Origin of the sequence: Corynebacterium sp. TAE3-ERU2, assembly GCF_019209955.1 — a bacterium.
Classification (GTDB): domain Bacteria; phylum Actinomycetota; class Actinomycetes; order Mycobacteriales; family Mycobacteriaceae; genus Corynebacterium; species Corynebacterium megadyptis.
In genome coordinates this window covers 233554-245598 of record NZ_JAHUTL010000006.1, presented here as the reverse complement: position 1 = coordinate 245598, position 12045 = coordinate 233554, and the positions used below count along the sequence as shown (strand labels likewise).

The 12045-nt window shown below is 61.1% G+C and carries 11 protein-coding genes; 6 read left to right on the top strand and 5 right to left on the bottom strand.

From position 1 onward, the window contains the following. Positions 1–344: 344 nt before the first annotated feature. Complete coding sequence (locus tag KRX12_RS09945; protein ID WP_218366522.1) at positions 345–1913, bottom strand: SDR family oxidoreductase; 1569 nt, start codon at positions 1911–1913, stop codon at positions 345–347. A gap of 403 nt (positions 1914–2316) precedes the next feature. On the opposite strand from KRX12_RS09945, the gene KRX12_RS09940 reads away from it, so the two are divergent. The 3 genes from KRX12_RS09940 to KRX12_RS09930 all read left to right on the top strand — a co-directional run bounded on the left by KRX12_RS09940 (position 2317) and on the right by KRX12_RS09930 (position 6316). Continuing rightward, positions 2317–3852 (top strand): AbgT family transporter, encoded by a 1536-nt coding sequence (locus KRX12_RS09940; protein ID WP_255549296.1) that lies wholly within the window; start codon positions 2317–2319, stop codon positions 3850–3852. Between the two features lie 210 nt (positions 3853–4062). Then, positions 4063–4779 (top strand): purine-nucleoside phosphorylase, encoded by a 717-nt coding sequence (gene deoD / locus KRX12_RS09935; RefSeq protein WP_218366521.1) that lies wholly within the window; start codon positions 4063–4065, stop codon positions 4777–4779. 118 nt (positions 4780–4897) lie between these two features. Beyond that, positions 4898–6316 (top strand): MFS transporter, encoded by a 1419-nt coding sequence (locus KRX12_RS09930; protein ID WP_218366520.1) that lies wholly within the window; start codon positions 4898–4900, stop codon positions 6314–6316. A gap of 99 nt (positions 6317–6415) precedes the next feature. Here KRX12_RS09930 and KRX12_RS09925 read toward each other — a convergent pair whose 3' ends face one another. Next, positions 6416–7075, bottom strand: coding sequence for a hypothetical protein (locus KRX12_RS09925; RefSeq protein WP_218366519.1), 660 nt, complete (start codon positions 7073–7075; stop codon positions 6416–6418). A gap of 12 nt (positions 7076–7087) precedes the next feature. Further along, on the bottom strand, positions 7088–7213 hold the full coding sequence (locus tag KRX12_RS10940; RefSeq protein WP_255550202.1) for a hypothetical protein: 126 nt from the start codon (positions 7211–7213) through the stop codon (positions 7088–7090). Between the two features lie 73 nt (positions 7214–7286). Here KRX12_RS10940 and KRX12_RS09920 point away from each other — a divergent pair, with 73 nt between their 5' ends. Continuing rightward, on the top strand, positions 7287–8042 hold the full coding sequence (locus KRX12_RS09920) for an SDR family NAD(P)-dependent oxidoreductase (RefSeq protein WP_218366518.1): 756 nt from the start codon (positions 7287–7289) through the stop codon (positions 8040–8042). Here KRX12_RS09920 and KRX12_RS09915 read toward each other — a convergent pair. Next, positions 8039–9370 carry a PepSY-associated TM helix domain-containing protein gene (locus KRX12_RS09915; RefSeq protein WP_370625582.1) on the bottom strand — a complete coding sequence of 444 codons (1332 nt, stop codon included), beginning with the start codon at positions 9368–9370 and terminating at the stop codon, positions 8039–8041. The genes KRX12_RS09920 and KRX12_RS09915 overlap by 4 nt on opposite strands. 494 nt (positions 9371–9864) lie before the next feature. Between KRX12_RS09915 and KRX12_RS09910 the strand changes: the two genes are divergently transcribed. Further along, entirely contained in the window at positions 9865–10893 is a 1029-nt protein-coding gene (locus tag KRX12_RS09910) for a PTS sugar transporter subunit IIC (RefSeq protein ID WP_151530442.1), read from the top strand. Between the two features lie 365 nt (positions 10894–11258). Beyond that, positions 11259–11411: a hypothetical protein gene (locus KRX12_RS09905; protein WP_218366516.1), complete on the top strand. Its 153-nt coding sequence runs from the start codon at positions 11259–11261 to the stop codon at positions 11409–11411. A gap of 211 nt (positions 11412–11622) precedes the next feature. Here the strand turns inward: KRX12_RS09905 and KRX12_RS09900 are convergent, their stop codons facing one another. Beyond that, on the bottom strand, positions 11623–11907 hold the full coding sequence (locus KRX12_RS09900) for a hypothetical protein (protein ID WP_218366515.1): 285 nt from the start codon (positions 11905–11907) through the stop codon (positions 11623–11625). Positions 11908–12045 lie beyond the last annotated feature (138 nt).

Below are 12045 nucleotides of genomic sequence, written 5' to 3'. Positions count from 1 at the left end.
AGCAGCACACATCAACAAAACAAAGCTGGCACACTATCGAGTTCTCAAACAACATCCGCACACCATCAAACACCACACACAAGCAGTGCCATCAAGCAGCGTGTCGAAAGCTTAATACACAAGCGCCGTAACAGTCAAACCAACAACCGAACAACACTCAGTTAAACCTTCACCACCAACAAAACAACCAACACAACCGCGCCGACTGCCTCGCTGACTCCGAAAACACTACACACAACCCCCACCCAACACCAAAACCCCAGCACAACACACAAAAACACCTCCCAGAGCAGGCTATAAAAGCGCGGTGCTGGGAGGTGAACGCTAGCTAAACAACGCTGGGGCTAGGTAGTCGAGGCGGCTTCGTCGAGGATATTGCGGGCCATCAGGGGGAAGACGAAGAAGTGGAAGGGGGCCACCGCCCACCAATAGGCCCGTCCGAGCAGGCCCTTGGGCTGATAGAGCGCGGTTTGGGTGTATTCGGTGCGGTTACCCTCCTCGTCTTCGACCTCCTTGAGTTCCATGACCAGCCAGGCCTCACCGGAGAGTTTCATCTCTGCCCGCAGCACCAGCTTGTGCGGGCGGTCGATGTCTTCGACCCGCCACCAATCGAGTCGGTCATTGACTTCGAGGTGGCGCGGGTCGCGCCGGCCGCCGAGACCGGGGCCGCCGATGAGCTTGTCGATGAATCCGCGGATCTGCCACAGGATCGTGGCGGAGTACCAGCCGGTGTGTCCGCCGATCCTTTCCAGGACGGGCCAGACCTTCTCGATCTCCACGGGGGTGCGGCGGACACGGACGTCGCGGTAGATATCCGAGCCAGCCCAGGCGGGGTCATTGCTCTGGGAGGCAGCCGGATCGCCGCTATCTCCCGTTATGGTGCTGGAGGCGGTACCGGCGTGTTTCCAGCTGCTATCCCAAGAGGTGTCTACCCCACCCTCCGTGTCCTTGGTGATGGCACGGCTAACCGCGGTGCGGTAATCGCTGAGGCCACCATCGGGATCCGGGATGAGCTCGGCAATATCGTGTTCTGCGGTGACGGCGTCTTCCTGCATGGATTGGGCCAGCGGAATGGCCAGCCCCTCCGGTACGGGCGTGACCAGCCCGATCCACATGCCCGAGAGCTTGTCCATGGGCAGCGAAACCGGCATGCCGACAATCCAGCGCTTCAACCCGCGCACCGTGGCGTAGTGGCGCAGCAAATCCGCGAACTCATAGGTGGTGCCGCAGCCGATGTCATAACCGCGGTTCGCTGATTGCTCGAGATCAGCGGCGCGCACCAGGTAGTACAAGGTGTCGCGAATAGAGATCGGCTCAATCTTGTTGGTGATCCATCTGGGCGCCACCATCAGCGGCAGCCGCTCGACGAGATGGCGGATGATCTCGAAGGAAGCGGAACCGGAACCAATGAGAGTGGCGGCGCGATAGACGATGGTCGGGGTGGGAGATTCCAGCAGGATCTGCGCCACGCGCTCGCGGGAGCGCATGTGCTTGGATAGTTCCTCCAGTGGCACATCCTGCGGATACAGCCCAGAGAGATAGATGATCTGGCTGACCCCGGCGTCGCTGGCGGCGGTGGCCACCGCAGTGGCTACGATCTTTTCCACCTCTTCGAAATCCTGCTCTTCTCCGCCCATGGAGTGCACAAGATAGAAGAGCACGTCGATGTCTTCGCAGGCGGCGCGCACACTCTCCTGGTCTTGGAGGTCTACCTCGACGGCCTCGACATCCTCGTACCAATCGAAGCGGGCGAGGCTCTTTTTGCTGCGGGAGGTCACGCGCACGTTAAAGCCGGCGGCGAGCAATTCGGGAACAAGACGACCGCCCACATACCCCGTAGCCCCTGTCACGAGGACGCGCCGTTCAGGATGCTCGGCGCTGTGGTTGACCACGGACTTCTCTTGGTAGTTCATGCTCGCCACCCTACCAAGCAATCCGCCCTATCGTCGCAGCTTCTCGGCACGATTCTCGCCGCTCGAGCGCTGCATCGCCCCAGCACCGCTGAGCGGTGCTATGAGATCTAGGACACTATTTGTTAGCGTAGGTCCCTAACTTAGGCTATTCCTGCCGCATATTCAGGCGTGTCACAGCTGGAACCGCCGCTTGGCAGGGGCCTAGGTGGATAGCCCTATGTCTGCTACCCGCAGCTCGCGTCCTCTCTTCTTCAGAGGCCGGAGACTGTACATGAAAGGTGCGCCAATGAGCGAAAACCTCGAGAAAAATGAAAAGAATGCGTCGCAGCACCAGGGCGACAGTACAGCCACGGCCGTGGCTGATAAGCCCGCGGACGGCGACTCCGCACGCGAGTCCACGGGCATGCTGGGAGCTATCGAAAGGGTCGGCAATGCCCTGCCGAACCCCTTCTGGCTCTTCGTTATTCTGTCGGGCATTGTGATCTTAAGCTCCTGGATCGGGGCGCGGATTGGCATGTCTGCCACCGATCCCGGCTCCGGCGAGACTATCGACGTGGTCAATCTTATGACCGCGGAGTACATGCAGAAGATGGTCACGGACGCGGTGGATAATTTCGTGTCCTTCGCCCCGCTGGGTTTGATCCTGGTGTGCATGTTGGGTGTCGCGGTGGCGGAGTACTCGGGATTCATCTCGGCCGCGATCCGTTCCGCGATTGCCCAGGTGCGTCATCCCGCCATGCTCACCTTCGCGGTGGCCTTGGCTGGTGTGACCGGCTCGATCGCCTCGGATGCGGTGTATGTGATCCTGATTCCGCTGGGTGCCGCCTCCTTTAATGCGGTGGGCCGCAACCCGATCGTGGGCGCCATGGTGGCCTTCGCGGCATCCTCGGCCGGCTTCAACTCTTCGCTGATTCTGAATATCACCGACGTGCTGCTGGCGGGTATCTCCACCCAGGCCGCGGCTTTTGTGGACCCGGAGTATGTGGTCTCGCCGCTGGCGAACTACTTCTTCTCGATGGCCTCGGCAGTGGTTCTTTCCCTGCTGATCACCGCGGTGACGGAGCTATTCGTGACGAAGCATGTGCGAAAGACCGTCGATGAGTCCAAGATCAACTACGACGAGGCCAGCTTCAACACCCCGGATCACCTGGAGGACGAGGGCTCGGAGGATGATCTCTCCGTGCACTCGCAGGAAGTGAAAGCGCTGAAGGCCGCCGGCTGGGCCGCGCTGCTGTTTATGGCCGCGTGGTTCGCCCTGCTGTTCATTCCCGGCTCGCCGATGCGCGGCGAGGGCGATGGCATCTTGAACTCCCCGCTGCTTACCGACATTGTGGTCTCGATTGCCCTGCTCTTCGCGGTGATCGGCATGGTCTACGGCAAGGTGATGGGCACCATCACCAGCTCGAGCGATGTGCCGGAGTTCATGGAAAAGGGCCTGGATACGCTGACCGCCATGCTGGTGCTGTTCTTCGCCGTCTCGCAGTTCACCGCCTATTTCCAGTGGTCCAATATCGGCCAGTGGACGGCGATTAAGGGCGCGGAGTTCCTCACCAGCGCCGATCTGCCGCCGGTGGTGCTCTTTGGCGCGTTGGTGCTGATGGTGGCGGTGCTGAATATCTTCATCACCTCCGGCTCCGCGCAGTGGGCGCTGATGGCTCCAGTGGTTGTGCCCATGCTGATGTATGTGAATATCTCGCCTGAGGTGGCGCAGATGCTCTTCCGCGTGGGCGATTCCCCCACCAATATCATCACCCCGATGTCGCCCTATTTCGCACTGGCTTTGTCCTTCCTGCAGAAGTACTACAAGCCGGCGGGCGTGGGCACCCTCATGAGCCTGGCTATCCCCTATTCGCTGGTCATGCTCGTGGGCTGGTTCCTCTTCTTCATCCTCTGGTACGCCTTGGGTATCCCGCTGGGCCCCGGTGTTCCGGTGCGCTAATCCCGTCTCACTCACTCAACGCCGCCCTCGTCATCCTTAGTGATGGCGGGGGCGTTGGTGATAAACCCCACAGATCGTGAACAAATGTAAATTCTGCCATTGACTTTTGTTCTTAGGCGGGTTTAGCCTTGGGGATGTCATTCCGGCGCCACCGTGCAGGATGCAGCAGGTGGGCGTCGATAAGCCTTCAAACTCGAGGGAGTTCTCACCATGGCAGATATTGCTACCCCCCACATCAACCCCAAGGGCGCCCCCATCGCGGACACCGTACTCATGCCCGGCGATCCGCTGCGCGCGAAGTTCATCGCAGAGACATATCTGGAGGATGTGGTCTGCTTCAACGAGGTCCGCAACATGCTGGGCTTCACCGGCACCTACCAGGGCCACGAGGTCTCCGTCATGGGCTCCGGCATGGGCATTCCCTCGATTTCGCTGTACTCCTGGGAGCTGTACAACACCTATGACGTGAAGAAGATCATCCGCATCGGCTCCTGCGGCTCGCTGCAGAAGGACCTCGGCCTCTACGAGGTCGTGGTGGCGCAGGGTGCCTGCACGGATTCGAACTTCATGTACCAGTACAACCTGCCCGGCACCTTCGCCCCGCTGTCCTCCTACCGCCTGCTCGAGGCGCTGCAGACGGAGGCCAAGAACAAGGGCGTGACCACCCACGTGGGCAATATCCTCTCCTCCGATGTGTTCTACAACGCCGATGAGACCGTGAATGAGCGCTGGTCCCGCATGGGCGTGCTCGGCGTGGAGATGGAATCCGCGGGCCTGTTCGCCGTGGCCGCAGCCTCCGGCGCCGAGGCGCTGGGCCTGTTCACCGTCTCCGACAATATTGTCACCGGAGAAAAGACCACCGCCGAGGAGCGCCAGACCGCCTTCACCACGATGATGGAGCTCGCGCTGCCGCTGGCCGCCGTCTAAATCGGCTCGCCCCTTTTCGCTTGTCGACGCCCACCTCGTCTCCGCATAACGCGGCGGCGAGGGGCATCGACCTGCCCCGATACCCCTTTTCCGCACCCCTTTTTACTTGGTGGAGGCCATGTCAACCTCATCTTCTTCGAGCTCCGCACCGAGCTCCGCCCGCACTGCGCCCGCGATTAACCCCAAGGCAGCCGTACCGATCCTGCTTCTCAGCTTCGTGTTCTGCCTGGTGATCGATAATGGCTTTAAGTTCATGACGCTGCCGATCGCGCAGGATCTGGGCATCTCCACTAATACCGCCTCCTTGCAGGCCAGCCTGGCCGGCATCGTGATCGGCATCGGCGCGGTGGTCTACGCCGCGCTGGCCGATGTGATCAGCATCCGCAAGCTCATGATCGTGGGCATTGTGCTCATGGCCATCGGCTCGCTGGTGGGCTTTTTCTTCCAAGGCAATTGGCCGATGGTGCTCACCGGTCGCATCATCCAAACCTGCGGTCTCGCGGCCGCGGAGACGCTCTACGTTATCTACGTAACGAAGCACCTCTCCGAGAAAGACCAAAAGACCTACCTGGGCTTTTCCACCTCTGCCTTCCAGCTCGCCCTGCTATTCGGCACGCTCACCAGTGGTTTTGTGGCCACCTATATTTCGTGGACCGCGATGTTCCTCATCGCCCTGATTGCCGTGCTAGCGATTCCGGTGATCCTCAAGACGGTGCCCGAGGAAGCCTCTGCAGGCGGACATATGGACATCTTTGGCCTCTTCCTCGTGGCCGTGGTGGCCACCAGCGTGATGCTGTACATGCAGGACTTCAAGCTCCGCTGGCTGCTGCTCACCGTGGCGGGTATCGCCCTGTTCATCTGGCATATCAGCACCCATAGCAACACCGTGGTGCGTCCCGAGTTCTTCCACAATGGCCGCTATGTGTGGGCACTGGTGATCGTGCTCATCCTCTACTCCACCCAGCTGGGGCTGTCGGTGATTGTGATTCCCGGCGCGGTGGAAAACGTCCACGGCGGCGATCTCGCCCAGGCCTCGCTGGTGCTGGCCCCGGGCTATGCCGCCGGTGCCGTGGTGGGTGCGCTCTCCGGCCAGGTGGCGAAGGTGCTCAATTCCCGCCAGGCCATCATCACCGCCATCAGCATGATCATCCTGTCGCTGGTGCTGACCGCCGTGTTGATCAACACCAACCTGTGGGTGCTGTCTCTGGCCATGATTCTGTTCTCGGCAGGTTTCGCCGTGATGTACGCCCCGCTGGTTAATTCGGCGGTGCGCACCATCCCCGCCGCCAAGACGGGTATCGCCATCGGCTTCTACAACCTCACCATCAATATCGCCGTCCCGCTGGGCATTGCCTACTCGGCCAAGCTCGTGGAGATGGACGTGCGCTTCTTTGGTGGCGACGGCCCCGACGCCACCTACTCCTCGGTGCTGTGGCTGCTGGTGCTGCTCTCTGCCATTGCCCTTGCGGTCTATATCATCAGCGATCGCTCGATGAGCCGGGCCGAGGCTCGCAGCGAGGCCCGCGTGAACGCCTAGCTGTACCAATACTCAACGCCCCGCCGCAGGCGCTTCCGATCGAGGGAAGCCGCCGCGGCGGGGCGCTTTTTTGTGCGGCATCTTTAGGCAGTCAGCCGGCTAGAAGGTATAGATCAGGCCGAGTACCACCAATAATGCCGCCACCACATAGCTGGCGTTGCGGGCCACCTTCTCTGGGTGCTCGCGGGCATACAGCACCGCGGATCCGAGGGTGGAGCGTGGCCGGTTGCGCACCAGCCCCACCGCGATCGCCGATAGGGTGGGCAGGCTCAGCGCCACCGAGGCATAAAACACTAGGCCGAGATAGCGGTCGATATCCGTCAATCCCTCCGCAGAGAGCACCGCCAGCCCGCCGAAAAAGGGCCCCGAGGTGGCGGACTGCGCCAGCCCGAGGATGAAACCAGTCAGCATCGTCAACGCCGAGGGCCGCTGCAAGGGGCGCAGGATACGGTCGATCAACTGGGAGTTGGAGCCGCCCCGCAGCGCCATGAGCCCAATCAAGAGGCCGGCAGCGATGAGCAGCGCGCCGAACCACGGGGAGTCCACGAAGTGCTTGACGGCATCACCGATGCCATCGAACACAAAGAGCGTCACCAGCGCCAGAGAAAATACCCCGAGCCAGTCGCCGACAATAAGCAACGCCGCCACCCGAGGATAGAGCCGATCCCGAGCCGGCAAACTCACCCCGATAGCGGCAATCACCCCGATGAGGAGCACGTTAATCGAATCGACGAAAGCAAAGGTCAAGGCTTCGAGCACGCGGCGGGCTCCTTATATATGCGGGTAGAAGGGGGAAGGATACTCATCGTGGTGGTCGTGCACGCGCATCCACCCCGTCTCATGGTAGCCGCCTGCGGCAGTGGGGCGGAATTGCTTCATGACGGCGTCGATAAGCATAAATCTGCACCCACCCTGCCACTGCGCCTAATCTCGGGGCAGAACGAGCACAGTCCAGTATTGGAGGAATCTTATGCCTACTAATCCCATCGATGCCCCCGTGGTCGCGATCACCGGCGCTGGGGAGGGAATCGGCCGAGCCATCGCCACCCGGCTGGGCCGCGAGGGCTACGCGGTGGTGGTCTCGGATATTAATGACGAGGCGGCGGCCGCGACCGTGCAGGAGATCACCGACGCCGGCGGCACTGCCACATGGGTGCATGTCGACGCCGGCAGCCCCGAGGACAATGACGCCCTCGTGGCCAGCGCCGTGGATACCTATGGCCGCCTAGACGCCGCGGTGAACAATGCCGGCCTCGGTGCCCCGCCCGCACCACTCGGAGAGATCGACACCGCCACCTTCAATCGCGCTATCGATGTCACCCTGCGCGGCACCTTCTTTGGGATGCGCGCCCAGCTGCAGCACTTCGCCTCAGTCGGGGCCGGGGCGATCGTGAACATCATCTCCATCGGCGGGCTGCAGGCCAGCACGCATCTTTCCCCCTATATTGCGGCCAAGCACGGCGTGGTCGGCCTCACTGAGACCGCGGCGCTGGACTATGCGTCCTCCGGCATTCGCATCAACGGCGTGGCGCCTGGCCCCATCGCCACCGCCGCCCTCGACACCCTGCCTGAAAAGCTGAAGGAGGAGCAGCGAGCCCAGGTGCCGCTGGGCCGCTTCGGCGCCCCCTCAGACATTGCCGCCGCGACGGCCTGGCTGCTGTCTTCGGAGGCCTCCTTTGTCACCGGCGCTATCCTGCCGGTTGATGGCGGCGCGGTACTCGCCTAGGGCGCAGCCGCGGCGACCACCGGTTCGCGATCGCGGGGCGTGGCGCTCTCAGCGGCGCGGTTACTGCGGTGCTTGCTGCGCTGGGCACGCCGCACGAGGATCCGATCCACGATGAGCATGGCCAACAGGCTTGCCCCGAACAGCGGCAGGAAGGTTCCCACGGTGGCGAGGAAGATGGCGATAATCGCCCAGTCCATGCCGCTGAGCTGACCCCGCGGTCCCGGCACTCCAGCCGGCGCGCCCACGGTTGGGCGCCGCTTCCACCACAGCACATAGCCCGTCACCACCAGGCCCGCCATCGCGAGCGCGGCCACACACAGCAGGATCTGCAGCGGCAGGCCGAACATGATGCCCATGTGCATATAAATGCCCCAGGACGTCAGCTTGGAAAATACCGGCAGCTCCGCAAAGGGCAGCCTGTCGACAACCTCGCCATTCGCCCCATCGATAGAGACCGCGTCGCTACCGAGGCGATAGGGCACCCAGCGCTCGCTGGCCTGCCACGCAGTCGCGGTGTCCTCGCCGGGGAAGAGGCGGAGGGATCCCGTGAGCCCCTCCTCGCGGGCAGTGGCCAGCACCCGATCCGACTGTGCCGCGATCGTTTCCGCCTCCAGCGGCTCCGCGCTTCCTGCGGCGCTGCCGGCTAGTTCTGTGGCGATCGGCTCGGCCTTCCAATTCAGCGCCGTCACCGTGGCGGAGACATTCTGGCCAGCCACATTAGACCAGGTGATACCCGTGATAGACAGCCCGATCATCGCCACGAGCAGCCACGCCCCAGCGACGCCATGCCAGTTCATCATGCGCTTCCGGCTACCGGGAGTCGTATTCGCGATACCGCGCAGCGAGCCACTGACGCTCCGAGTCCGTCGCCACCAGAGATACGCGCCGCCGAGTGCCACGAACCACATCCATGACGCCGCCATCTCCGAGTAGAGCGCGCCCGGGTCCCCGAGATGCAGGTTCTCGTGCAGACTCGAAATCCAGAAACGCATTGGCAGCTCGCCGAGCCCGGAATAGGTGGGTTCATCTCCCACGACCTGTGCGGTGGCGGGGTCCACAAAGACGCTACGCAAACGCTTCTCCCCCACTGACTCATCGCTGAGCAGCACGCGCGTCGTTTCTCCCGGCTCCGAGGAGGGCCAAATCTGCGCAATGGGCAGATCAGGGTGCTCGTCGTGGGCGGCCCGCACTTGCTCCTCGAGCGAAACAGAGGTGTTGGATTCCGGTGCACGCAGAATATCTCGATATACAACCGATTCCATTGATGGCGCCACAGCATAAAGTGCACCACTTACTGCCGCAACGAATAGAAATGGTCCGATAAACATTCCGGCATAGAAGTGGATTCGACGCACCAATGCGCCTAATCCACTTTTACGCCGAGAACGTGTTTGTGACTTTTCGGGCATACGTTCTCCTTGACTTCTCACATGGGTTCGCTTTCAGTTGTCGGAAACGCTGCATGAAAAGTTCCCTGAGTTCCATAATTTAGTTCCAGAACTGGAGGATTCATTCATTTTCATTAATGCTTTGCATATTTGTTGATATATGCACAAAATTACTTGTGGGTGGCATCTACCAACCCTGACATCATCGGAATACAGCGAGGTAGCAGCCACTCTTGGCGACGCTCAGCTACCCCTCCGCGTGGGGCGAAATTTGGGCTGCACCCACGTATTTGGTTGAGTCATCATATGTGACTAAGAACGAGCGCCACGCAGCAACCAATCAGACTCAATCTCAGCCGGATGAGGTTCCCGACGGCCCCCTGGCCGTCAATGAACCAGTGAGTAATCCGGACCCCTCCACGGTTCCGCCGCGCATGACTGCATGGGAGTTCACCCTCAAGGTGCTCAATGGCATCTCCATCGCCGTCGTTGTGGCCCTCGTTCCCCAAGCCCTTCTGGGCGCATTATTGACAGCGCTTCTCCCGGTCTTTCCCTTTGGCGCACAGATCATCACCGTGGTGAGCATGGCGACATCCACGCTGCCGGTGCTGATCGGCGTGCTGGTGGCGATGCAATTCAAGCTCACCCCCATCCAGACCGCGGCAGTGGGCATTGCCGCCATGTGCGGTTCGGGCGTCGCCACCGTGGATCCCGAGGGCGGTTTTCACCTCCAAGGCACCGGCCTGGTGATCAACACCGGCCTGACCGCCGCGCTGGCCATCGGCTTGATCTATCTCATCGGCGACCGGCTGAAGTCCTACACCATCTTGCTGATGTCCACCCTGGTGACGGTGATTGCCGGCGGAATTGGCTGGATCGTCACCTACCCCCTGGTCAAAATCTTCACCGAATGGCTCGGCGGCCTCATCAATGGCACCACGGGGCTACAACCGATCCTCATGGGCATTGTGCTCGCCATGATCTTTGCCGCCCTGATCGTCTCCCCTGTCTCCACGGTGGGCTTGGCCACGGCAATCATGATGGATGGCGTCGCCGCCGGCACGGCGAACCTCGGCGTTGTTGCAGCCGGCTTCGGCCTCATGGTCGCCGGATGGAAGGCAAATAACTTCAGCACCGCGATTCTGCACCTACTGGGTTCTCCGAAGATGCAGATGGCCAACGCCTTCAAACGGCCCGTGATGATGATTCCGATTCTCGCCCACGCTGCCGTATTGGGCGCTATCGGAGGCGCGGCCGGTATTGCGGGCACCCCCATCTCCGCCGGTTTCGGCATCACCGGTGCGGTGGGCCCACTCGCCGCCTATAACACCGGCAGCCCTCTCGCGACCGTGCTCCTCATCTTCCTTGTGGCCCCCATTGCGCTCTCGCTGCTTTTCACCTTCATTTTCCAAAAGCTGCTGCCGATTACCTCCCCCAAGGATTACGCCCTCGAGTTTGACTAGAGCGCGCCCAGCTCTAGCACTGAGGGCCCGTGCGCGGGGAGCGGCCGATCTCGGCGCTACGTTCGCTGCCCACTGCGCCGCCTTTTCACCGTTCGCATATCCCGCCGAGTACGGGGCAGCTCACGAAAGAACGGCATTCGAATAGGGTTATATGCACTTGCCTCAGTCACAGTGCACTTATTCCACTCACGGCGGCCAGTGTGGAAAGAATATCGAGGAATATAGAGAAACACAGTAGTTTCTGCCGTGACGCGGCGAGTTATTCACAGTTCTTAGCGGATGGCAGTGACTTTCTGTAGTGGTCTGCGCTTTTCGTTGGCACAGCACTTTCTTTTTTCAACACACAAACCCGAGGCGCAGTCCTCATGACGCCACACCAGGGGGCCGCGCAGCCGCTGCACACGCCACGAATTCTGCGCATCGTCTCTAGCTCTTGGCGCAGCTGTTCGACAGACATCTCCGCCTCGCCCGAGGTCTCGACACCAGCACCGCTCGCGGCGCAGCTGTCGAATACCTGATCTGTGTTCTAGGGAACGTAGCCGACTGAATCGTTATCCATGACTGCACTTAGGAGTAGCCACAGCGGGAATAACACAATCCCCACACAGCGATTCCTCGATGACGCATAATGCAGGGCTAGTGTCCACCTTGGGAAGCACGCTCAGCATCAACCAACCAGGAATCCGCCATCACCACCCACAAAGAACGTGGCGTAGAAGGTCGGTTGGGCTAGAGCACCTCCACGGTGTCTGGATCAACCGAGAGGATTTCAGTGAGGATGTCGAGGCCGTCATCGTCGATGAATAACTCAATATTCTCCTGCACGGTATAGGGCGCCCAATCGTCCATCCCGAAGTGCTGGGCCGCAAGCATGTAGTGCGCTATTGCGTATCCATACTCACTGTATTTTTCCTCTTTCTGAACTTGCTCCATGACCCAATCAGGTATAGAGGGCCCCGACGCGACGATGAACTCGTAGACGTCTTCGCGGCTTTTGAACGTCGGGAAATCCACCACCACCCTCCTTTCTCAGCTTCTCGCCTTCACAGGGGAGGCGCGGGCCTGAACTGCACCACAGTCGACAACGTTGGTGCCATAAAGCTAGCACGCCCTCAACCAGCGTAAACACAACAAAACCCCTAGTAGAAAACT